Origin of the sequence: Hymenobacter monticola, assembly GCF_022811645.1 — a bacterium.
GTDB lineage: Bacteria > Bacteroidota > Bacteroidia > Cytophagales > Hymenobacteraceae > Hymenobacter > Hymenobacter monticola.
The window spans coordinates 96,892-120,453 of record NZ_CP094535.1 but is presented as its reverse complement, the minus strand read 5'-3'; the positions used below and the strand labels follow the sequence as shown (position 1 = coordinate 120,453).

At 62.8% G+C, this 23,562-nt stretch carries 12 protein-coding genes; all 12 read right to left on the bottom strand.

The features are described 5' to 3' along the window. Positions 1-9 precede the first annotated feature (9 nt). A complete protein-coding gene (gene xylA, locus MTP16_RS23885) occupies positions 10-1,326 on the bottom strand; it encodes a xylose isomerase (RefSeq protein ID WP_243520235.1) in 1,317 nt (438 codons plus the stop codon). 41 nt (positions 1,327-1,367) lie between these two features. Continuing rightward, entirely contained in the window at positions 1,368-2,876 is a 1,509-nt protein-coding gene (locus MTP16_RS23880) for a xylulokinase (RefSeq protein WP_243520233.1), read from the bottom strand. 26 nt (positions 2,877-2,902) lie between these two features. Then, positions 2,903-5,278, bottom strand: a complete 2,376-nt coding sequence (locus MTP16_RS23875; protein ID WP_243520231.1) for a glycoside hydrolase family 3 C-terminal domain-containing protein — start codon at positions 5,276-5,278, stop codon at positions 2,903-2,905. A 60-nt stretch (positions 5,279-5,338) separates the two neighbouring features. Continuing rightward, positions 5,339-7,093 carry a family 43 glycosylhydrolase gene (locus MTP16_RS23870; RefSeq protein WP_243520230.1) on the bottom strand — a complete coding sequence of 585 codons (1,755 nt, stop codon included), beginning with the start codon at positions 7,091-7,093 and terminating at the stop codon, positions 5,339-5,341. Between the two features lie 276 nt (positions 7,094-7,369). Next, positions 7,370-7,762: a hypothetical protein gene (locus MTP16_RS23865; RefSeq protein ID WP_243520228.1), complete on the bottom strand. Its 393-nt coding sequence runs from the start codon at positions 7,760-7,762 to the stop codon at positions 7,370-7,372. Positions 7,763-7,801: 39 nt separating this feature from the next. Next, positions 7,802-10,135 (bottom strand): TonB-dependent receptor, encoded by a 2,334-nt coding sequence (locus MTP16_RS23860; RefSeq protein ID WP_243520226.1) that lies wholly within the window; start codon positions 10,133-10,135, stop codon positions 7,802-7,804. A 543-nt stretch (positions 10,136-10,678) separates the two neighbouring features. Next, positions 10,679-12,316: a family 43 glycosylhydrolase gene (locus MTP16_RS23855; protein ID WP_243520224.1), complete on the bottom strand. Its 1,638-nt coding sequence runs from the start codon at positions 12,314-12,316 to the stop codon at positions 10,679-10,681. Positions 12,317-12,412: 96 nt separating this feature from the next. Continuing rightward, positions 12,413-14,881 (bottom strand): glycoside hydrolase family 2 TIM barrel-domain containing protein, encoded by a 2,469-nt coding sequence (locus tag MTP16_RS23850; protein ID WP_243520222.1) that lies wholly within the window; start codon positions 14,879-14,881, stop codon positions 12,413-12,415. Between the two features lie 153 nt (positions 14,882-15,034). Next, a complete protein-coding gene (locus MTP16_RS23845) occupies positions 15,035-17,584 on the bottom strand; it encodes a glycoside hydrolase family 2 TIM barrel-domain containing protein (RefSeq protein ID WP_243520220.1) in 2,550 nt (849 codons plus the stop codon). A gap of 445 nt (positions 17,585-18,029) precedes the next feature. Beyond that, positions 18,030-18,890 (bottom strand): NUDIX hydrolase, encoded by an 861-nt coding sequence (locus MTP16_RS23840; protein WP_243520218.1) that lies wholly within the window; start codon positions 18,888-18,890, stop codon positions 18,030-18,032. A 316-nt stretch (positions 18,891-19,206) separates the two neighbouring features. Then, positions 19,207-20,649, bottom strand: coding sequence for a sugar MFS transporter (locus MTP16_RS23835; RefSeq protein ID WP_243520216.1), 1,443 nt, complete (start codon positions 20,647-20,649; stop codon positions 19,207-19,209). Positions 20,650-20,680: 31 nt separating this feature from the next. Continuing rightward, positions 20,681-23,515: an FAD-binding and (Fe-S)-binding domain-containing protein gene (locus MTP16_RS23830; protein ID WP_243520214.1), complete on the bottom strand. Its 2,835-nt coding sequence runs from the start codon at positions 23,513-23,515 to the stop codon at positions 20,681-20,683. Positions 23,516-23,562 lie beyond the last annotated feature (47 nt).

Here is a 23,562-nt window from a genome sequence, read left to right as displayed (position 1 = left end):
TGAATCAGCCTAGATATACTGGTTAATAATGCTTTCCAGCCACTCCTGCTTGCCGCTGCGGGGCGTAGGCTCGCCGGTTTCGTGAGCAATGCGGCGCAGGTCTTCCAGCGTGAGACCGCCCTTTTCGTACTCAGCGCCCGCGCCGGCGTCAAACGAGGCGTAGCGCTCGTGGCGGAACTGCTTGTAGGGCGACTTGGTCAGGATATTATCGGCCACGACCAGCGCCCGCGCAAACGTGTCCATGCCCGCGATGTGGGCGATGAAGATATCCTCCAAGTCGGTCGAGTTGCGGCGCGTCTTGGCGTCGAAGTTGATGCCGCCCTGCGTGATGCCGCCGGCCTCCAGGATAATGAGCATCGACTCGGTCAGCTCGTTTAGATTGTTCGGGAACTGGTCGGTGTCCCAGCCGTTCTGGTAGTCGCCGCGGTTGGCGTCCATGCTGCCCAGCATGCCAGCGTCGGCAGCTACTTGCAGCTCGTGCTGGAAGGTGTGGCCCGCCAGCGTGGCGTGGTTCACTTCGAGGTTCAGTTGGAAATCGTGTTCTAAATGGTGCTCTTTGAGGAAGCCGATAACGGTGGCGGCGTCGAAATCATACTGGTGCTTGGTAGGCTCGGCCGGCTTGGGCTCGATGAAGAACTTGCCCGTAAAGCCCTGCCGACGCGCATAGTCGCGGGCCATGGTTAGGAACTGCGCCAGGTGGGCCAGCTCGCGCTTCATGTTGGTGTTAAGCAGGGTCATGTAGCCCTCGCGACCGCCCCAGAACACGTAGTTCTCGCCCCCCAGGGCAATGGTGGCGTCGATGGCATTCTTGACCTGCGTGCCCGCGTGGGCCACTACCGCGAAGTCGGGGTTGGTGCTGGCGCCGTTCATGTAGCGCGGGTGCGAGAAGACGTTGGCCGTGCCCCAGAGCAGCTTTACGCCGGTTTCCTGCTGCTTTTGCTTGCAGTAGTCCACGATGGCGGCGAGGTTGCTTTCGTACTCGCTCAAGGACGCGCCCTCGTCCACGAGGTCGATGTCGTGAAAGCAATAGTACGGCGTGCCCAGCTTGGTGAAAAACTCGAATGCGGCGTCAGCTTTGTCTTTGGCCCGGCCGATGATGTCACCCTTTTGGTCCCAGGCAAAGGTTTTGGTGCCGGGGCCGAAGGGGTCGCCGCCGGTGCCCACGAAGGTGTGCCAGTAGGCCGTGGCAAAGCGCAGGTGGTCGCGCATGGTTTTGCCGGCTATTACGCGGTCGGCATCGTACCACTTGAAGGCAAGAGGGTTGTCCGACTCGCGGCCTTCAAATTGAATCTTGTTTATGCCTTTGAAATACTCGGAGGTTGCCATGTAAGAAGGGTAGTCGGTAATGGTTGGGGGGTAGAAAAAAGTTAAGCCAGCCGCCGTTCCGGCTGGGTCTCGGGCGCCAGCAGGGTTAGCCAGTCGGCGTAGGCGGCTTGGTACTGCTCGCGCAGGGCGGGCGTCGGCTCGGTAGCGCTCAGCAGGCGCAGGCCGGCAAAGGCCTCCGCCTCGCTGGCGTAGATGCCGGCCCCCAGGCCCGCGGCGCGCGCCGCGCCCTGGGCGGCGTCGGTGTCGTAGAGTTCCAGCGTCAGGTTGCCCGCGTTCACGAAGGCCTCGCGGAACACCGGGCTCAGAAACATGTTGGCGTGGCCGGCGCGCACCCGTTGCGCCCGCACCCCCATGTCGCGCATGATGTCCAGGCCGTAGGTGAGGGCGTACACGATGCCCTCCTGCGCGGCGCGAATCACGTGCTCGCGCCCGTGCACGTTGAATTGCAGCCCGTGCAGCCCGGCGGCCGATGGGCGGTTTTCGAGCACCCGCTCGGCCCCGTTGCCGAAGGGCAGAAACCGCAGGCCCGCCGCGCCCACCGGGGCCTGCGCCGCCAGCTGGTTCAGCTCGTCGTAGGGCAGCTCGCCCACCAGCCGCCGCAGCCAGCTGTTGAGGATGCCCGTGCCGTTGAGGCACAGCAGCACCCCGTTCTTAGGTTGCGCGTGGGTGCTGTTGACGTGCACGAACGAGTTGACCCGCGAGCGCGGGTCGGCCGTTAGCGTTTCGTTGATGCCGTACACGACGCCGCTGGTGCCGGCCGTGGCCGCCACCTCGCCCGCGTTCAACACATTGAGCGAGAAAGCGTTGTTGGGCTGGTCGCCGGCGCGGTAGCTGATGGGCGTGCCCGCCGCCAGGCCCAGCGCCTGGCTGGCCTCGGCGTGGAGCCGGCCCTGCACCGCGAACGTGTCCACGACCGTAGGCAGCAGCGCGGCATCGAGGCTGTAGTAGTCGAGCAGCTCCTGGGCCACGGCCTGCCGCTTGAAGTTCCAGAACACGCCCTCCGACAAGCCCGACACGGTGGTTTGCAGCTCGCCCGTGAGCCGGTAGGCGAGGTAGTCGCCGGGCAGCAGCGCCTTGTGGATGCGGGCGTACACCTGCGGCTCGTTTTCGCGCACCCACTTCAGCTTGCTGGCCGTGAAATTGCCCGGCGAGTTGAGAAAATTTTCCAGGCAGTACGCTTCGCCGAGGTCGCTAAACGCTTGGTTGCCCAAGTCCACGGCCCGGCTGTCGCACCAGATGATGGCCGGGCGCAGCACCTGCCCCTCCTTATCGACCAGCACCAGCCCGTGCATCTGGTAGGTGATGCCGATGGCGGCGACTTCGCCGGGCGCAAAGGGGAAGTGGCGGCGCAGCAGCTGCGTGGCCGCCACCACTTCCTGCCACCAGCGCTCGGGGTGCTGCTCGGCCCAGCCGGGCTGGGGCACGTCCATGCCCAGCTCGCGCCCCCCGGCCGGACTCGTGGCCGAGGCCACGCAGCGGCCGGTAGCGCTGTCGAGCAGCGCCGCCTTGATGGAAGAGCTACCGAGGTCGTAGCCAAGCAAATAGTTCATGGGTAAGCGGAGGCCCGGTGGGCAGATTATTTCTTGAATTGCAGCTCCTTGATGGCCACCTGCGGCGTCAGCGACTTGTGGGTTTTCTCCACCACCAGCTCCTTGGCCAGCTTGAACGAGGCCGTGCCCTTGACATCGAGCGAGGAGGCGCCCACCCGCACGGCGTAGGTGCCGGCGTCGGCTACCCACGCCGAAGCTTTGGTGTTGAACGAGGCTAAGTCGTGGGGTTGCAGGGTGAAGGTGAGCGTCTGCGACTGGCCGGGTTGAAGCAGGCCGGTTTTGGCAAAGCCCTTGAGCTCACTGCTGGGCTTATCGAGTTTAGTTGTGGGGGCCGCCAGGTAGAGCTGGGCTACTTCCTTGCCGGCAACCTTCCCGGTGTTGGTGATGGTGACCGTAGCTGTGAGCTGGCCGCTAAAAGTGGGAGCGCTAAGCGTGAGCGGACCGTAGCTAAACGTAGTATAGCTCAAGCCGTAGCCGAACTCGTAGGCCGGTTTCACGCCGAATGTGTTGTAGTAGCGGTAGCCCACGTACACGCCCTCTTCGTACGTCACCTCGGCCGGCGGGGCGGCCGAAGTAAACACCCCCGTACTAGCCGCACTGGCCGGAACCGGCAGGGTTTTGCCGGGGAAATTCTTGGCCGTCGGCTCATCGGCGTAGCGCATAGGGAAGGTGCTGGCGAGTTTGCCCGAAGGGTTCACCTGGCCGCTGAGCACGTCGGCCAGCGCGTTGCCGCCCTCCTGGCCGGGCAGCCAGGCCAGCACGATGGCATCGGCCTGGTCGCGCCACTGGGCCACATCCACCACCCCGGTTACGTTGAGCACCACGACCACCTTCTTGCCCTGGGCGTGGAAGGCGGTGGACACGCGCTTGAGCAGGCTTTTTTCCGCGTCGGTCAGGTAAAAATCCTCCGGCTTGCGGTCAGTGCCTTCGCCCGCCACCCGGCCGAAGGATATAACGGCCACGCCGCCCGTCTTGGCCGACTGCACGAGCAGCGCGCTGTCGAGCGGCAACTCCACCACGGGCTTATAAGGCTTGGCAAACTGCTGCATAAACGTCTGTTTAGGCCGTTTGAGCAATTCCTGACCCACGTACTGGGTGTAGGCCTGCTGCACTTTCTGCTCCAGCGTATAGCCCGCGCGGGTGAGGCCATCGGCCAGCGACACCTTATAGGTAGCGTTGACGGTGCCGCTGCCCGAGCCGCCGGCCAGCAGGTCGTAGCTGGTGCTGCCAAACAGCGATACCAGTTGCTTGCGGCTGCTAATGGGCAGGGTGGCCGCGCTGTTTTTGAGCAGCACCATGCTCTGCGCGGCGGCCTCGCGGGCCAGCCGCGCGCTCTGCGTAAGGTCGGTGTGGTCGGCGTAGGCGTACTTCTTGAACGAAGGGGCTTGCAGCATCACGCGCAGAATGCGGGCCACGTTCTCGTCGAGCACGCTTTCGGGCAGGGCCTTGCTTTGCACGGCGGCAATGATTTTCTGCGTCTCCTCGGGTTTGCCGGGCATGAGCAGGTCGTTGCCGGCCCGCTGCTGGGCCACGGGGTCGGTGCCGCTAAACCAGTCGGTCATCACGAAACCCTTGAAGCCCCACTCGTCACGCAGAATGGTGGTGAGCAAATCGCGGCTTTCGGACGTGTAAGTGCCGTTAATCTTGTTGTAGGACGACATCACCGTCCAGGGTTGGGCCTCCTTCACGGCAATCTCGAAGCCGCGCAGGTACAGCTCGCGCAGCGCCCGCTCGCTCACGATGGTGTTGACCGTGTTGCGGTTGGTTTCCTGGTTGTTGGCCGCGAAGTGCTTGATGCTGCTGCCGATTCCCTGGCTCTGCAGGCCCTGCACCATCGCGGCCGCCATGCGGCCCGACACCAGTGGGTCCTCGGAATAATACTCGAAGTTGCGCCCGCCCAGCGGGCTGCGGTGCAAATTCAGGGCCGGGGCCAGCGGGATATCCAGGCCGTACTCCTTGGCCTCGTGCCCGTAGGCCCGGCCCACCTGGCGCACCAGCGCCGTGTCCCAGCTACAGGCCTGGAGTTCGGGGCTGGGCCAGGCTGTAGCGTAGAACGTGCGGCTCCCGCTCTGGTAGTACACGTTGATACCGGAGGGTCCGTCGGACTCGGCCAGCGAGGCAATGTTGAACTTGGGCAGGGCGTAGGTGGTACCCGCCGTACCCACGATTTTGCTTTGCTCGGGGCGCAGATTTTTCAGCATCTGCGGCATCAGCTTGGCCAGGTCGGGCAGGTAAAAGCCGTTGCCCACTACCAAGTTGGCTTTTTCTTCGAGCGTCATTGCCTTGATGACCTCGGGGATGGGGGCGGTGCCCAGCTGCGGCGGCTGGTTCTGGGCCTGCGCCACCGAAGCGGCCAGCAGAAAAGGACCCACGAATGCGCGGCGAAATGCGGAAAGTCTCATGTAGTGGAAGCTGATAAGTTGCGCTTCTAAAAGCGGGAGGGAGGTATGCCGTCCGGCAGCTTATTTGGCCGGAGTGGCCGCCTTCACGGTTTTCGTGCCCTTGGTGATGCCGTTCTCGTTGAAGGCGTCGATGGTGAAATAGTAGTCTTGCAGCTTATTCAAGCTGTGCATGGTCAGCGTGTTAGCGCCTAGCACCTGGTAGTCCAGGTACTGCTTGTCGGCCTTCGAGCCAAACCGGATATTGTAGCCCGTGGCGCCGGGTACGGCGGGCCACGTCAGGGTCACGTTGCGGGCGTCGGCGGCATCGCGAGTGGCGGTGAAGGCCGCGACGGGGGCCGGCGCCTTGCCGGTGCCCTTGCCGAATACGCGCAGGCCGGAGAGGGCAAACTTGCCGTCGGGCACGTGGTAGTTAGTCAGGCGCACGTAGCGGGCCGTAACGGGCGTAGCCAGCTCCAAGTAGTCGTGGGGCACGTCGGTCTTGTTGGTGCGCTTGTCGGCCAGGGTTTTCCAGGTTTTCTTGTCGGTCGAGTACTCCAGCAGGTACTGGTAGTAGATGGAATCGGCCCGCCCAATTTCGCTGCCCAGAATGGTGGTGCCCTCGTCGGCGAAGTTGAGCTGCACGGCGCGCACGGTGCAGGGGCTTTGCAAATCGACCAGCGCAAACTCGCCCTTGTTGCCGGTGGCCGCGCTCCACCAGCGGCGGATGTCCTCGCCCGTCACGTTTTCCTTGGGGTGTTTGTCGAGCGTCGAGGACACCTCCACCGGCTTGTGGTAGGAGAGCAGCATCGCGGTGGGCTGGTAGTCGGCCGGGCCGCTGAGCTTGCGCTGCGGCACGGTGTGCGGAAAGTCGCCGAAGGCGGTGTAGGTGTGCAGCGTGCCATCGGCATCGAAGAAGGTCGGAAATAACCCCAGGCGGCGCTCAAACATCTGCTTGACGGAAATCACCATCGTCGCCACCTTCCAATAGTTGCCGTACTTGTCCTGAAACAGACTGCCGTGCCCGGCCCCGGTAATAAAGCCCTCGGGCTTATAGGAATACGGGTTGTGCTCGGCCAGCTTAAACGGCCCCAGGGGCGTTTCGGCCATGTACACCCCGTCGTTGTAGCTCTTGTGCTGCGTGCCGGGCGCCGCGTACTGGAAGTAGTACTTGCCCGCGTGCTTGGTCATCCAGGCGCCTTCCACGAAGGGGCCTTCCTCCTTCTCGTTGTAGTCGCCCTGGCGCTCCCAGCCGTCCACGTTCTGGTGGCCGCTTACGGTGACCACGGACTGGCCCACCGGCAAGAGGGTCTTGCTGTTCAGCTCCGTACCCGCGATGGGCGTTTCGTTCGACGTGCCGTCGTAGAGGTAGAGCTTGCCGTTGTCGTCCAGAAACAAGTCGGGGTCGCTGAGATTCTTCGGAAAGGTCTGCACCGCCACCTGCCACTTGCCCGATTCCGGGTCGGCGGTTTTGAAGATGCTCTTGTTGTTGCGCCCCCAGTTGGTGGCCATGAAAAACAGCGAATCGCGCATCACCACCACCGTGGGCGCGTAGTCCTCGAAGGGCAGTTGCTGCGAGGTAATCATCTTCCAGTTCAGCAAGTCGCTCGACGACCAGTAGCATCCCGATTTGGAGACAAACAGGTAGTACTTGCCTTTGTAGGCCACCATCGTGGGGTCGGCCGCCTCGCGGCGCGAGGGCTTCTTGAGCTGGTACCGGTAACTCAGGTTCAGGGGGTTGCAAATGGTGGTGGGCTTGGGCGCTACCTGGCCGTGCGCGGCCGGGCCGCCCAGGCCCAGCAGCAGGCAGAGGGTGCCGGCGTAAAGGGTATTTTTCATGGGGAGGCGGGAGAAAAGAGGGCAAGGCGCGGCCCGGCACTGTGCGCTTTCGCGCCAGCAGGCCCGTCATCAAATCCAGATTCAGGAGGGGTAACACGCGGTATCCGCAAGGGACCGGTGGCGCGCCGCTTAGGGGGCAGCAGGCTAGTGGGTAGCCGCCGCGCGGCGGGCTATACCAGACAAAAAGGGCCTAAGGCACCTAGGCCGGCAAAAAAAGAGTGGAGCACAACGGGCGAAGCTCGGCTTCCCCCGCTGTACTCCACTGCATTTAGGTAATTACTTCACTGGCGTGGCGGTGGCCACGCGCTCGGCTTTGGCGTCAAACATGTCCATCATGCTGCCCGTAGCGTGGGTGTCGTCCTGCTTGTCCAGGTTCATGAACACGTCTACGCCCGAGGCTTTGAAGTACACCGTCACCGACTTGGGGGTTTCCTCCACCCGGTCGAAAGTGATGCCCAGCTTGTTGGTTTTGGGGTCGAAGGCCCCGCCCGTGAGCTTGCCGTCTTTGCGGGTAAGCTCGATGAACATCGTCTGGTCGCCGCCAGGAGTGCCCTCTAGGGCTACTTTCCATTTGCCGGTGAAATAGTCGGCGGGTGGGGTCTGGGCCTGGGCCGCAAACGAGAGCAGCAGGGCAAACATAGCAGCGAGGATTACATTTAACTTTTTCATGATACCAGGAATTATTGAAAGGGTGGGTTAAAGGAAAATTTAGAATTTGAAGTTGGCGGTTAGCTCAATGGTGCGGGGGCGGATAGCGCTGGCGACAATTTTGCGGCCCACGTACGGCGTTGCATCGATAATCTGGTCGGCGCCCAGGATGCTGCCTTTCACGCCCTTCTGGTCGAGGAAGTTGGTGACTTGCAGCTTGAAGTCGATGTTGCGGTTCACGCGGTAGTCGATGCCGCCGAAGTTCTCGAACCAGGCGTTGTAAGAGAACGAGTTGCTCAGGTTGGGGTACTGTTTGCTGTAGTAGCGCACGCTGGCCCACACCCGCACTTTGCCCTGCAGAAACGAGTAGCTTGGGTCAATTTCCATCAGCACCTTCGACAGCTCCGGGATGCGGTTGTTGCTGTAGTTGTAGGTGACGCCGAACGCGCCGATATCGTAGTTCTTGAACACCGGGTTCTGCACCGTGAGCAGGTAGTGCAGCGAGAAGCCTTTGAAGGGCGTAGTCACGATGTCCGTGTTCCAGCCCAGCGTTTCGAGGTCGTAAAACAGCGGGTCGAACGTCCGGCGCTGGGTCGGGTCGGCCGGGTTGGTGATGGTCGGGTTGGTGCGGATGTTGGTTTTTGAAATTCGGTTCACCTTCGACACCACGCTGAATTTGTCGCCGGCGTTGTAGAACAAGCCGCCCCCGAAGTTGAGCACCACACTTTCCAGCGGGTGGGGCTGGTTTTGCAGCGGGTTGGCCGTGGGCGTAGCGGGGTCGGGCATGGGGTTGCCGTTGCCGTCGCGGTACTGGTAGTCCCAGTAGCGGTCGTACGACGAGTTGTAGGTGAAGTCGCCCACCAGGCCGAACTTGGCGGTCAGCTTGAGTACGGCGCTGGCCACGCCCACCTTGTTCCAGAGGTTACCGAAGCTATAGTTAATGAAGGGGCGCCCCTTCACGAAGTCGTTGAGGTAGGGATTCTTGTTTTCGGTGATGTTCAGGTGCTCGATGCGCCCCCCGAGGCCCACATCGAGCCTACTGTTCACCTTAATGTCGTCGGACGCATAGAACGCCTGGCTGTTGAAGGTTTCGTCGGTCGTGAAGCCATAGCCCCCGCTGGCGGCAGGCAGCAGCCCGAAGTCGTTGGTGGCCTTGAACGTGCCCACGCCCGGAATAACGGCGGCGAGGTCGAGCCGCTCGGGGTTGGCTTGCACCGTTTGCAAAAACAGGCCGCTGGAAATATCGTACTGGCGGTGGCTGTAGAGTTGCGTCAGGCCGAAGCGCAGCGAGTGCTTGGTGAACTGCCGGGCAATTTCGGCCCGGCTGAACAACGACTTGCTGTCCAAGTCGCGCACGGCGTAGCTGGCCGCGTACTGCACCGAGCCGGTGTACGCCTTGTTCGTGCCCTGGTAGGTGTAGAGCTGGCCCTGTTGCTGGTCGGGGTCTACGATGAGCAGGCTGATGGGCTGCACCGAGGCCAGGCCCCCCGTCATGTGCTGGAACATCGAGGAAGCCGACAGCTTCCAGTCGTTGTTGAACTTGTAGGCCCCGGTCAGGTAGATGTTGTGGGACTGAAACCGGTTGCCAGCATCCAAGCCGACGAAGGTTGGAGCACCCGTGTAGGCATCGTAAACCGGCAACTGGCCGTCGCGCGGCAGGTAGGAGTCGCGGCCGAGGTCGAAGTTATCCAAGGCGCGAGTTTTGCCGTCGCCCTCGTACACGAGCGGGTTGTAGTTAGTGAGCTGCTGCCGCGAGTCGGAGTATTTGTACAATACCCGAATGTTGCCTTTCTCGAACTTCTTAGTAATGCCGAGCTTTACCAAAGATGTCTTGTCAGTCCAAGGCGTGTACATAAAGTTGGTGCCGTTGCCGCGGTCAAACGTCTGAAAGCCGTTGACCATGAAGCCCCAACCGTTTTTACTGAGTGGGCCGGTAATGGTCGCATCGTAGCGCGACGAGCCAAAGCTGTTGCCGTAAAAAGTGACAAATCCTTTGAGGGTAGGGGTAGGGTCGCGGTCGGACGACTGCACCGTGAAGCCCACCTTGCCGAAGGTCAGCGCGCTCTCCGCAAAAGAAAGCAGCCCCAGTTTGGCCAGGCTGTTGCTGAAACGCCAAGTGGCAGTGGGCACCGTCGGGTTGAAGTTGTACACCACCGGCACCTCGTTCTCCAGAATGGTGATGTCGCCGGTAAACGGCAACCCGATGTTTACCTGCCGCGGGCCGGTGTTGGTGTCCGCGTTTAGCATCACGTTGCGGTTCTGCTCGGTCTTTTTAAGGGCCGTGGAGTCCGCCTGGGGCACTTTCACGCTATCCGGCCGGGTTTGGGCCAGCACCTGCTTGCTGCCAAACAGCAAGACGCCTGATAGGCATACCGGGAGTAGTCTTGGTTTCATCAAAGTGTGAGAATGGAGGTGGGAATTAGCTGAATCGTACGGGCAGGCAGGTCCAGTCCAGGAAACCGAATAGGTTACTGGCTACCAGCAAAGTGCAGCATTTTTATTGCCATTGTTGCAATGTGTCACAATGATAAATTATTTTTTTTGCAAGCCAAGAGTAAGTAATCACTCAAAGGGCCTGATAATTTTTAAGTACCTGATTAACAGATAAATAATTTTTAACAATTTTTTCTTTTTTTAGCAAACGATTGGAGTAAATGCCATTGCCGTCCACTCATTCGCTTCCGGTGGAGCAGCAGGGCTATTGGGCTGAAATAGAATGCCTCCCCCGCTGCAAGTCGCAATGGAGGAGGCACTGGTAGCTCAGACCTTTAATCAATTATCGATAGCCAACGCTGCTTGATGCCACGAGCAGGATTATCAGGTGTGCACCTACCTAGAGGCTAAGCAGGTACTAGGAAAATCAGCCGGCAAGCAGTTGGTACGGCATTTAAGCAGCCCGCAACATAATGTAGAGAGAAGGGGACGATGAGTGCATACTCACCGCTTGGCCAACTCGAACTTGTGAAACTCAACAGCTCCGGTGCCCTGAAACACGAAAAACAACGGCTTCCTGCCCGTTCTAATGCGCAGGGGTGCTTGGAACGTCTGCGTTTGCTCGGAGGGCTGAATGGCTACCTCGGCCACTACCGAGCCCTGCGGCCCATCCTTGACCAGCATCTTGCCCCGCCCGGGGCCGCGGGTGGTCACGGCGATGGCGTTGGCCCCCTGGAAGTCGAAATACTTGAAGCCTGCCGTGGCCCCGTCCTGCATGTTGGCGATGTACTGGTTGGGCTGGCTGGTGCGGTCGGGGCCGTCCTGCGTGAGGTAGGGGTGGCGCTCGAGGGGCACGTGGGGCATGAAGACGTCGTACTTCACGGCCCCTTCCTTGGAATATAAGTTGCAGGCAATGTGTGCGCTATACACGCCGCTGTCGCGCAGAGGCTTGCCGTTGAGGCCCTGCGAGGTCATCTCCACCTGCGGAATGCGGCCGTCGGGCAGCACCTGGATTTCCTCAGCGCAGCCCTGGCGCGAGAACATGTGCTGGTTGGTTTGGCGGTGGTAAAAGACGTACCACTTGCCCCGCACCTGCACCAGGGAGCCGTGGTTGTTGCCGGTGTAGTTGCGGGCGTTGGTGGGGTTACTGACGCCGGGCAGCCCGATGTCGCCGTTCGAGACAAGCACGCCGCCGTAGGTGAAGCCGCTGGTGGGCGAGTTGCTCACGGCGTAGCACAGCTCGTGGCCGTTGTAGGACGAGTAGATGAAGTAGTACCGCCCGTTGATTTTGCGTAGCGAGGACGCCTCGAAAAAGCCGTGGCCCTCGAAGCCGGTGCCCGCCTCCGCCGACTTGTCGGGCACCAGGAAGCGGCCGTCGGAGGGCACTTTCACCGTCTTCATGTCCGGCTCCAGCTCGATTACTATCGGGCCGTTGCCAACGGGCCGGCCCAGGTTGAGGAGAGTCTTCATCCAGTCGACCGGGCAGAAGCCAGTGTAGAGGTAGATGCGCTTGTCGTCATCGATAAAGATACCGGGGTCGAACTGGTTGTGGTCCTGGGGCTTATCGCCCAGCAGCGAGCCGTCGGGATTGGTGACGTAGCCGTAGAACTGGTACGGGCCGGCCGGCGCGTCGGCCACAGCCACCGAGATGGCGTTTTTGCGCGAGAGCTGGTAGTAGAGGTAGTAGCGGCCATCGGGGCCGCGCTGGGCGTCGGGCGCGTACATCGACATCGAGCCGCTGGGGTTGGCCGGGTCCTGGGTGCGGCGGTAGCTCACGCCCTCATATCGCCAGTTGGCCAGGTTGCTGAGCGGGGCCGACCAGCCCGCGTAGTCGTTCTCGCAGAAGGTGTTGGCGTTGAAGCGGTCGTGGCTGCCGAAGACGTAGAGCCGGTCGCCAAACACGCGGGGCTCGCCGTCGGGCACGTACTCCCAGGCAGGCAGGTAGGGGTTGACGGCCTGCGTGGTGTCGGGGGCCAGCACGGTTGCCGCCGCAATGGCCTCGGTATGCGGCGGACGCGGGCTGGAGGTGAAGCGCAGGTAGGCATAAATCCCCAACCCGGCTACTACGAACAGCCCCACCAGGCTGCCCACGGCAATGCCCACTGTTTTCAGGATTCTCAACAAAGCATTAGGCTTTCTCATGTGGATAGCAAACTGGTTTCCAGACGCGCCGGCAACGGCCTGCGCACTGCCTGGGTCAGGGGTGAATAGGGAAGCTGTGGTAGGCGAAGCTGTTCATCACTTCTTCTTGGCCGTAACCACCACCTGCCCGGCTGCCAACCCCTCGGCGGTAGCTTGCAGGGTGATGGTGCCGCCCGGCCCGAGGGGCCGCACGATGGCCTGGCAGCGGCCCCGGAAGGTTTTGCGGGTGGGCTGCTGGAAGCTGGCCAAATCGGTGGGGTTGGCGCTGATGACGCCCGCCAGCTCGCCGCCGCCTTGCAGCGAGAACTTGACGGGCACCTCCGCGTTGGGCACTACCTGGTCGTTGGCGTCGAGTACCTCCACCGTCACGTAGGCCAGGTCGTCGCGGCTGGTGGTGATGGTGGGGCGGTCGGCGGTGAGGCGCAGGTGGGTGGCGGGGCCGGTGGTTTTCAGTTCAACCGCGTCGGTTTCCTTGCCCCCCACCACGTTGACGGCGCGCAGGGTGCCGGGCTGGTAGGGCACCTCAAACACGGCCGTGATGGTGGTGTCGGCCAGCTGCTTTTCGCCTATCACGCGGCCGTTCAGGCTCAGGCGCACCAGCGGCGCGCGCGAAAACACCCGCACTTGCAGCGGCTTGCCAGTGGCGGCCGGCCAGGTCCAGTGGGGCAGCTCCTGCGGCCAGCCCCAGTCGGCAATGTTTTCCACCTTGCCCTCCGGGATGGGCTCGTGCACCATCAGGGCCAGGGGGCGCTGCCGCCACACCACGTCGCGGTAGTACGACTGCGGCTTCTTGGCGCCCGTCAGGTCGAGGTCGCCGCACCAGCCCGTGTACCAGGGCCAGCCGATGACGCCGCGCTTGAGCTTGCGGGTATCGTAGTAGGAGTAGCCGAGCGAGATTTCGCCCAGGTAGTCCACGGCCGTCCACACGAAGTCGCCCAGCAGGTAGGGGTTGCGCTCCACCAGGTTCCAGTTTTGCAGGGCCTCCCTGGCATACGACTCCGTGCCGAGCATTATGCGGTTGGGAAACTGCTGGTGGTCAGCGGCGTAGCGCTGCCACAGGTAGTTGTAGCCGCCCACGTCGAGCAGGGGGAAGGCCGGCACGGTGAGGCTCCAGTCCTTGCCCTGGTTGGCGGGCTCGTAGAACTGGCACAGCGCCTCGGTCACCGGGCGGGTGGCGTCGAGGCGGCGCGTGAAGGCCGCCAGCCGCCCGGCAATGCGCAGCCCGTCGCTATCGACCCGCTCGGGAATCTCGTTGCCGATGCTCCACAGGATGACGGCCGGGTGGTTGCGGTCGCGCAGCAGCACCGCCTCCAGGTCGCGCTGCCACCATTCCTTGAAATACAGGTGGTAGTCCTGCGGGTACTTGCCGGTTTCCCACACGTCAAACGCCTCGTCGATGGCCAGCATCCCCAGGCGGTCGCAGGCGTCGAGCATGGCCGGCGAGGGCGGGTTGTGGCTGAAGCGCACCGCGTTGAAGCCGTTTTGCTTGAGCAGCTCCACCTTGCGCTCCTCGGCCCGGTCCAGGGCCACGGCCCCCAGCGGCCCGTTGTCGTGGTGAATGCTGCCGCCCTTGAGCAGCACCCGCTTGCCGTTCAGCACAAACCCCTGCTGCGCCGATACCGCGATGCTGCGCACCCCAAACGGGGTTTCGACCTGGTCCACGACCCGGCCCCCGTCCCTGATTTCGGTCACGGCGCGGTACAGGCTGGGCGTTTCCACCGACCACAGCGCCGGTTTTGCCAGGGTCAGCGCCTGGCTGGCCACCTGCGAAGCGCCGGCCGCCAGGGTCAGCTTTTGCGTGGCCTCGCCCACTTTTTTGCCGGCCGGCGAGCGCAGGGTGGTCACCAGCTCAATCTCGCGCGGGGTGGGCTGCTCGTTGGCCAGGGTGGTTTGCACGGCCACGCGGGCCTGGCTGGCGGTGGCCTCGGGGGTGGTCACGTACACGCCCCAGGGGGCCACGTGCACCGGCTCGGTGGTGGTGAGCCACACGTGACGGTAGATGCCCGAGCCGCTGTACCAGCGGGCCGTGGTGCCGATGTTGCGCACGCGCACGGCCAGCACGTTTTCCTGGCCGGCGGGCAGCAGGTAGGGCGTCAGGTCGTAGCGAAACGAGGTGTAGCCGTAGGGGTGCGTGCCCAGGTGGTGGCCGTTGAGCCACACGTCGGCGTTCATGTACACCCCGTCGAACTGGATGCTGACGCGCTTGCCCGTCGCGCCGGGGTCGGTGGCGAAGCGCTTGCGGTACCAGCCCGTGCCGCCCGTCACGAAGCCGGCCATCATGTTGGCAGTCTTCTTCTTATCAAACGGCCCGAAGGTGCGGCCGGGTATCTGGGTGGGCAAATCCTCGATGCTCCAGTCGTGGGGCAAATCCAGCTTGCGCCACTGCGCGTCGCGGTAGGCGGGCAGCTCGCCGCCCGCCACGCTGTCGCGGCTAAACCGCCAGCTTTGGTCAAAGGAAACGGTGCGCGCCGGCTGGGCCGACGGGCGCTTTTTTTGCGCCGAGGCGCTCCCGGCAGTCAGCAACAGGCAGCCCAAAAGGCCCGCCGAAGAAAGGGTTCGCAGCATACGAAAAGGGGTGGGTGGGAATGGGAGCAGCCAGTACACGGAGAAGGCGGCACCGATTTGTTAGGGAATCAAAAAGCAACCGTGCGGCCCGGACGGGGCTGCTTTTAAGCTGTTAACATTTCAGAATGACAACTACTAGGTAGGGACTGATAGCTACTTCTTCACCGCCAGCGCTACCATGGCGGGCCGCAAGCCGGCGGCCGTAGCCTCGAGCACGATGGTGCCGGCCGGCCCCTGCGGGCGCACGATGGCCAGGCACCGGCCCTGCCACGATTTCTTGCGCGGCTGCTGAAAGCTGCTCACATCGACGGGGCTGCCGCTACCGGCCCCGGCCAGCGTGCCCGCGCCCCGCACGGCAAACTGCACCAGTACGTCGTCGGCCGTGGGCACGAGGTTGCCGGCGGCGTCCACTACCTCTACCTGCACGTAGGCGAGGTCGTTGCGGTCGGCGCGCAGGGTGGCGCGGTCGACCGAGAGGCGCAGGGCGGCGGGCGGGCCCACGGTTTGGAGGGTCGTTGACGCGGTTTCGACCCCCTTGTCGTAGCAGCGGGCTACCAGGGTGCCGGGCGCGTAGGGCACGTAGAAAAAGGCCGTCACCGACTCGTTCACGTCCAGCTTTTGCTCGCCGATGACTTTACCGTTCAGCTCCAGCTTCACCAGCGGGCTGCGGGTGTACACGCGCACCTGCATCTTCTCGCCCTCGTGGCCGGGCCAGTTCCAGCTTTTCAGCTCGTCGGGGAAGCCCCAGGGGCTGCGGATTTCCTTTTTGCCGGCCGGCACGGGCTTGTGCACGAACAGGGCTACCGGCTGGCTGCCCCACACCACGCGGTGGTACTCGGCGGCCGGCTTGGCGTTGCCAATCAGGTCGTACTCGCCCATGAAGCTCTGAAACATCGGCCAGGGCTTGGGCGAGAAAAACAAGCTCACGTTGGCCAGCGAGACGGCCGTGGTGTCGGAATACGGCGCGTTGGCGTTTACCAGGCGCGGCAGGCCCACGCCCGACTCGCCCATGTAGTCCATGGCGGCCCAGGTAAAGTTGCCAATCACGTAGGGCAGCTTTTGGGCGGCCTGCCAGTTGGGCAGCGCCCGCGGGGGCATAAACTCCGAGGAGTAGATGACCCGGTTGGGGTAGCGGGCGTGGTCTTGCTCGTACTTGGTATAGGCGTAGTTGTAGCCGGTGGCCCCCAGCAGGGCGTAGTGGGCCTCCTCGTTGGGGCTGCCCGGCCCCGCCTTCGGGTCGTCGCTCAGGGCAAAGCCCTCCGTGATAATGCGGGTGGTGTCGTACTTCTTCATCTCGCTCACCAGGCCCTGCGCGATGCGCAGCCCCGGCGAGGTAGCCACTTCCAGAATCTCGTTGCCGATGCTCCACATGATGATGCTCGGGTGGTTGCGGTCGCGCAGCAGCATGAGCTTGATGTCCTGCTGCCAGTCGGTTTTGAACACGGTCGAGTAGTCGGAAATCGGCGCGCCCTTGGGGCCGAAGATGCTGGACATCACCCGCATCTTCGATTTTTCCCAGATGTCGAACGACTCGTCAATCACCAGCATCCCCAGGCGGTCGCAGGCGTCGAGCAGGTAGGGCGAGGGCGGGTTGTGCGAGAGGCGCAGGGCGTTGAAGCCGGCCTTTTTGAGCAGCTCCACCTTGCGCTCCTCGGCCCGGTCCAGGGCCACGGCCCCCAGGGGGCCGTTGTCGTGGTGAATGCAGCCGCCGTTGAGCTTCATCGTCTTGCCGTTGAGGCTAAACCCGGTTTGGGCATCGGCGTGGATGGTGCGGATGCCGACCGGCGTCGTGTGCTGGTCCTGCACCTGGCCGCCCACCCGCAGCGTCACCTCGGCGCGGTAGAGCGTGGGCGACTCCGGCGACCACAGCGCCGGCCGCGCCACGGTCAGGGTCTGCGCCACGTCAGCCGACTGCCCGGCCGGCACCAGGGCTTGCCGGGTGGCCTTGCTCACTACCTTGCCCGCCGGGTCGAGCAGCTGCAGCGTGCAGGCTACCTGCTGCGCCTGCGCGCTGGTGTTGGCGATGGTGGCCACCGCGGCCACCGTGCCCTGCGCGGCGGTGGCCGTGGGCGTCGTCACGTACACGCCCCAGGGGGCCACGTGCACCGGGCTGGCAAACCGCAGCCAAGTGTGGCGGTAAATGCCCGAGCCGGTGTACCAGCGCGAGTTCAGGCCCTCGTTTTTCACCTGCACGGCCACCACGTTGGGCTGCCCGGCGGGCTTGAGGTAGGGCGTAATGTTATACCAGAACGAGGTGTAGCCGTAGAAATGGTTGCCCAGGTGCTGGCCGTTCACCCACACGTCCGCGTTCATGTACACCCCGTCAAATTGCAGGTAGGCTGTTTTGCCCTGCTCGGCCTTGTCCACCACAAACCGCTTGCGGTACCAGGCCGTGCCTCCCACCGTGTTGCCGCTGTGCAGCTTGCCCAGCGAGGCCCGCGAAAACGGCCCGCTGATGGAGTCGGGGCTTTGGTTGGGCAGGTCCTCGATGCTCCAGTCGTGGGGCAGGTCGAGCGCCCGCCAGCGCGCGTCGTCAAAGCCGGGGTTTTCGGCCCCCGTCGGGTTGTCCTTCAAGAATTTCCACCCCTGGTCGAACGAGCGGGTGCCCGGCTGCGCGGCCGGGTTGGATTGAGACCAGGCCGTGTCTGCTGTCATCACCAGCAGCAGGGCCGTGACAACTCGTAGCAGCTTTAAGGTTTTCATTTTCCAGGTGAGTGGGTGGGATTTTGGGAGGGGAGCAGGATGAATACCTATCGGTCGTAGCCAGGGCACAGGACAACCCTGGCCAGTTCAGGGGTGCACGCTCGCGTTGGAAAAAGCGCCAAGACCACCTGTTGAGTAGCCAATTGCAACTGCCTTTTTCGGCATGAGGAGTGGCATCTACCCTTCACATCGTGAAGGCGGACAGTATAGATTTTCTCATTGTTGCAATATGTAACAATAATAATCAGAAAGCAGCCACTTACAAAAACCTGAGTGATATTTCTGCGCTATCTCTCTGATTTGAACCTTCTAATGCCGCTTTAGCCAAGCCTGAGAGCTAGGGGGGCGAGTTGTGGCAGGATGCCAAAAAGGCCCGTGGGCTGGCGCAGAAGAGGTAATCTCCTCTTGCGCCAGCCCACGGGCCTGTTCATTCAAAATTTAGTCTTTAGCCGGCTAAGGCCTCTGCGGCGGCGGGCACTTTGTTAAAGCGGTAGAGATAGGGCGACTTATGCGCCTTGCCCGTGTATTTCTTCTCTAATCGTTCCAGAATTCCCAGGCTGAGCATTTTGCGCTGAAAGCTGGCCCGGTCTAGCTGAGTCTGGTGAATGGCTTCGTATATCTTCTGCAATTCGCCCATGGTGAATTCTTCGGGCAGCAAGTTGAAGCCGACAAACTTATGGTTGAGGTCGAATTGAAGCCTTTCCAGTGCTTTGCCAGCAATTTCTGCGTGGTCATAAAGCATCTCGGGCAGCTTATCGATGTCCACCCACTCGGGCTCAAACACCAGCGGGTCGATTGTCTGGCAGAAAGCTACTTCATCGAGCAAGGCATAATAGCACACGGACACAAAGCGCTGCTCCAGCCAGTTGCCCGGCCGGGGTGCGGCACCTAGCTCCCGCAGTTTGGTGAGCAGCGCATCGTTGCCGAAGCGCTCCAGGTTGCCACTCGTATAAAACTGGTCCAGGTAGATTGTCGTCAGGCCGGTCCTTTCCCGAAGAATCGCATACGCGGCCTCGTCCAGGGTTTGCTGTTTGCCAACAAAGCCGCCCGGCAGGCAATAGTAGGGCGTGTTCCAAAAGCGCAGCAGCAGTATTTTAAGCTTGTCGTTCTGAAAGCTGAAGATGGCCGTGTCGATGGCCAGACTGGGCACAAAGAGCTGATGTGCCTCATTCTCCAGGAAAGAGGTGATGAGGGGAATTAACTGCTCCTGCGTTTGATAAAGCTCAGCGCTTGGCTGAGCCGCGGTAGGAATATCCATGGTCGTAGGGGTTGCCAATCCTTGTACCAGCAGCGAGCCTGGGTGCAAGTAGCATTCAGGTCAGGCACATGCAACGGGTGAATGTTCCTGCTTGAATTGGCAATTTACGACAAGGTCTACCTAAAACGCATCCAGATTACGCGCATTTTTGCCCCACGCGATGGATTACTGCCCCCGATACTGGTGGAAAGCGAGGGCCTACGCCCGCTCATCGTCGGGATGTCGGAGCGCGACGTGTCCGCATTTTTAATGTTATCTACCCAGCAAACGTCGCCGACCGACCTACACTCCAGGTCCCACCCAATTCGTAAGGCCGGCCGGTTCCGTTTTGCTTGCGTTTCTGTGTAACGGTACTACCAACGAGCTAAGCCCCGGGCTCCACTACCGTGTCATTTGCCTGATTATCCGATTTGTAGCCCCAGATGCCGTAATACATGACGTACAGGTAGCACAGCACCGGCAGTAGGAAGGAGGCCTGCAAATTGCCCGTCTCATCGGCCAGCAGCCCCTGCAGCGGCGGCACAACGGCCCCGCCCACGCAGGCCATGACCAGCAGCGACGACGCCTGGCTGGTGTATTGCCCCAGCCCTTTGATGGCCAAATCAAAGATGGTGGGAAACATGATGGAGTTGAACAGCCCGATGCCCACGATGGCCCACAGGGCTACCGCACCGGTTTGGGTGGCGATGAGCAGCAGCAGCCCCACCACGCAAGCCGCGAAAAAGGCCAGCGTGCGCTGCGGCACGAACCGACTCAGCAGCAGCACCAGCACGTTGCCCAGCATCAGGCCCAGCACAATCAGGCTCTGCTGCTGGTCGTAGACGCTGGCCACTCCCGCATAGGTAACCAGAATAATCAGGGCCAGGATGCCGAACTTGTAGGCGTTGTTGCGGAACTGGGCCAGGGCCACGGCCCCGAAAAACCGCCCAATCATAGCCCCACCCCAGAAAAAGGTCAGGTAATATTTGGCTTCGGATTCAGGAAACCCGCCAATCTGGGGTAGTTTCAGCAAGCTGATGAAGTTGCTGCCAATGGAGACTTCCCCGCCCACGTAGGCAAAAATGCAGACCACGCCCAGCACCAGGTGCCGGTAGCGCAGGGCCCCGGCCTCGGCCACCACCCGGCCCGCGCTGCCCACGGCCGGCAGCGGCGCAAGCCGGATGAGCAGGGCCAGCAGCACCGTGGCCGCCGCCAGCCCCAGGTAGGGCAGCTTCACAGAATCGGCCCCGGTGCCGGCTTGCTGCGCCAGGTGGTCGAACACCAGGTAGCCCCCCACTACGGGGGCCAGCGTGGTCCCCAGCGAGTTGAAGGCCTGCGTCAGGTTCAGCCGACTGGACGAGGTTTCCGGCGCGCCGAGAATGGTGACGTAGGGGTTGGCCGCAATTTGCAGGATGGTGGTGCCCGAAGCCAGCACGAACAGCGCGGCCAGAAACAGCCCGTAGCTTTTAAACTCCGCCGAAGGGTAGAACAGCCCCGCGCCCGCCGCGCACACCAGCAGGCCGATGATGATGCCGGTTTTGTAGCCAATGCGCTGAATGGGGTCGCCCTTCGTCATCGAGAGCAGGAAATACGCCAGCGAGACGATGAAATAAGCCCCGAAAAAGGCGGTTTGCACCAGCATGGCCTGCCAGTGCTGCAGCGTGAACACCACCTTCAGCTTGGGAATGAGCACGTCGTTCATCGACACGATGAAGCCCCAGGTGAAGAAGAGCATGGTCACGGTCAGCAGCGGCCCGAAATAGGAGGGGACGGCCGCCGGGGACGGCAGAACGCGGCGCGGCGCGGAGGAGGTGGAGATACCAGCCATGGAGCTTGTGGGAATTGGGGGGTGGAGCGCGTTATAGCCCTTCGTCTACCAGGTAGAGGATGGACTCGTAGTTCTTGCTGGTGGCCTCGGAGAGGGCCATTTCGCAGGTTTTGGTCGAGGAATAGTAGCCCTGGGCGGGCTGCTGCTGCACCTCGCGGGCTTCGGGCCGGGTGGCCGCCGCCGTGAGCTCGGGAAACAGAAAGCCCCGGTCGCCGGCCATGCCGCAGCAGCCGGCGTGCTGCGGCACGGTCACCTGCTCGGCAAACCGGCGGGCAATGGCGAGCAGCTTGGGCCCCGATTTCATCTTTTCCAGCGAGCACACAGGGTGGAGCACCACCGTTTGCTTGCGCTGCCGCACCGTGGCCCGGGGCAGCACCAGGTCGTGCAGAAAATCAACGCTGTCGAGAATGGTGAGCTGGTCGTACTTGCGCTGGTTTTCCGGGTTCAGCACCGGCCGCAGCTTGTGCAGGGTGTAGGCGCAGGAGCTCACGTCAATCACCACCGGCAGCTGCCCCTGCCGGCTGCTTTCCCACAGCCGCTCAACGATGCTGTTGGCGGTGTAGGCGTAGGCCTCGGCGAAGCCCTTGGAGGAGAAAATCTGGCTGCAGCAGGTGCCGGCCGCCCGCTCCAGCACCGTGGCGGCGATGCCGCTCTTGGCGCACACGCTCAGGAAAACCTCCAGCCCGTTCTTTGCCTGGCCTTCGTAGGTGCCGAGCATGCGCGAGAGGCAGGAGGGGAAGTACACGATGCCCGGCTGGCCGGCCGGGGCCGGGGGGCCGGCGGCCCCCCGCAGGGACTTGAGCGCGGGCGGTGCCGGCAGTTGCTCGTTCCAGAGCGGCATGGCGGGCACCACCCGGCGCAGCCCGCCCGTGAGCTTGGCCATGGTGTTCGGGCCAAACGCGCGGTTGAAGACGGCCCCGGCCTGCAGGCCCGTGCGGGCCAGCCACTCCACCGTGCGGAAGTTCTTGGCGACCAGCAGGGCCACCTTGTTGGCGGTGGGCGAGTGGTTTTCGCGGCGCAGGCGCTTAATCAGGTCGCCGGTGTTGATGTCGACCGGGCAGGCCGTGGCGCACAGGCCGTCCACGGCGCAGGTTTCCAGGCCTTCGTACTGGTACTGGTCAAGCAGCAATTGGTGGTGGGCGGTGTCGCCGGCGGCTTCGAGCTGCTTGAGCACCCGGCGCACCACGATGCGGCGGCGCGGGGTCATGGTCAGGTCGCGGCTGGGGCACTTGTGCTCGCAGTAGCCGCACTCAATGCAGCGGTCCACTTCGGCTTCGACCGAGGGCAGCGTTTTCAGGTGTTGGATGTGGGCCCGCTCGTCGGCATTGATAATCACGCCGGGGTTGAGCAGCCCGCGCGGGTCCACCGCCTGCTTGATGCGCTGCATAATCGCGTAAGCCTCGCCGCCCCACTCGGTTTCCACGAAGGGGGCCATGTTGCGGCCCGTGCCGTGCTCGGCTTTGAGCGTGCCCTGGTACTTCTGCACCACCAGTTCCACCACGTCTTCCATGAAGTACTGGTAGCGGTTTATCTCCTTGGTTGTATTAAACGACTGAGTGATAACGAAGTGGATGTTGCCGTCCTTGGCGTGGCCGAAGATGATGGCATTGTGGTAGCTGTACTGCCGGAACAACCGCTGCAGGTCGATGATGGCATTGCCGAGCTGGGCCACCGGAAACGCGACATCCTCCAGAATCACGGTCGTGCCGCTGGCCCGCACCGCCCCCACGGCCGGAAACAGCCCCTTGCGCACCTTCCAGAAAAACTCCCGCTCGGCGTAGTCGGTCGTAAATTCCGGCGTGTTGAGCAGGGCCAGCTCCCCCGACGATGCCAGGAAGCTGCTCACCCGGGTTTCCAGCGCTTCCGGCGAAGCCTCCTGAAATTCCACGAGCAGGGCCGCGGCGGCTTCCGGCAGCGTTTTCACAATGGCGGGCATGCCCGGCAGCTCGGCCACGGCGTGCAGCGAGGCGCGGTCCATGAGTTCCACCATCAGGGCGCCCGCCTGGGTGAGGGGCTCAATGGCCTGGCACGCGGCGTAGATATCGGTGAAGTAGAGCAGCGCCGTCGACTTGAACGGGTGGTCGGGCACGGTGTGCAGCACCGCCTCCGCGATGAAGGCCAGCGTCCCTTCGGCCCCAATCAGCAGGTGCGCCAGGATGTCGAGCGGGTGCTCGTAGTCGACGAAGGCATTGAGCGAATAGCCCACCGTCGTCTTGGTGCGGTACTTGTGCCGGATTTTGGCGTGCAGCTCCGGGGTGTCCGCTATTTGCTGGCGAATCGCGGCCAGCTCCTGGTGCAGGTCGCGGCTTTCGTGCTCAAAACGGGCATAGTCCCCGGGGTTTTCCGTGGAGAAGGCCTGGCCATTAGGCAGCACGAAGCGGATGTGGCGGGTGGTGTGGTACGAGTTCTGGACCACCCCGCAGCACATGCCGCTGGCATTGTTGGACAGGATGCCGCCCATCATGGCCGCGCTGATGCTGGAGGGGTCCGGCCCGATTTTGCGCTGGTACTTGCGCAGGTAGGCGTTGACCATGGCGCCCGTGATGCCCGGCTGCACGCGCACCAGCTGGCCGTCCTGCTCGACAGTCAGGCGGGCCCAGAACTGGCTTAGGTCCACTAGAATTCCGTCCGTAATGGCCTGCCCCGACAAGCTGGTACCCCCGGTGCGAAACACCAACGGAATGGCCTGCTGGTGCGAGAAAGCAAACAAGGCCTTAATCTCGGCCTCGCTGATGGGCTGCACCACGGCCTGGGGCACCAAGTGGTAGAAGCCGGCATCCGAGGCGAACGATACCAGGTCGATGTAACGGGCGCGGATGCGCTCGGCCGGCAGAAATGCCCGTAGTTCGTGCTCGATGTTTAGCATATCGTGGGGCCTCGCGGCCGGCTTGTTCGCGACGGCCTTGTCCGTCA

Coding starts and splice junctions, on each gene's coding strand:
- xylA (WP_243520235.1), bottom strand. CDS start 1,326: ATGGCAACCTCCGAGTATTTCAAAGGCATAAACAAGATTCAATTTGAA.
- MTP16_RS23880 (WP_243520233.1), bottom strand. CDS start 2,876: ATGAACTATTTGCTTGGCTACGACCTCGGTAGCTCTTCCATCAAGGCG.
- MTP16_RS23875 (WP_243520231.1), bottom strand. CDS start 5,278: ATGAGACTTTCCGCATTTCGCCGCGCATTCGTGGGTCCTTTTCTGCTG.
- MTP16_RS23870 (WP_243520230.1), bottom strand. CDS start 7,093: ATGAAAAATACCCTTTACGCCGGCACCCTCTGCCTGCTGCTGGGCCTG.
- MTP16_RS23865 (WP_243520228.1), bottom strand. CDS start 7,762: ATGAAAAAGTTAAATGTAATCCTCGCTGCTATGTTTGCCCTGCTGCTC.
- MTP16_RS23860 (WP_243520226.1), bottom strand. CDS start 10,135: ATGAAACCAAGACTACTCCCGGTATGCCTATCAGGCGTCTTGCTGTTT.
- MTP16_RS23855 (WP_243520224.1), bottom strand. CDS start 12,316: ATGAGAAAGCCTAATGCTTTGTTGAGAATCCTGAAAACAGTGGGCATT.
- MTP16_RS23850 (WP_243520222.1), bottom strand. CDS start 14,881: ATGCTGCGAACCCTTTCTTCGGCGGGCCTTTTGGGCTGCCTGTTGCTG.
- MTP16_RS23845 (WP_243520220.1), bottom strand. CDS start 17,584: ATGAAAACCTTAAAGCTGCTACGAGTTGTCACGGCCCTGCTGCTGGTG.
- MTP16_RS23835 (WP_243520216.1), bottom strand. CDS start 20,649: ATGGCTGGTATCTCCACCTCCTCCGCGCCGCGCCGCGTTCTGCCGTCC.
- MTP16_RS23830 (WP_243520214.1), bottom strand. CDS start 23,515: ATGCTAAACATCGAGCACGAACTACGGGCATTTCTGCCGGCCGAGCGC.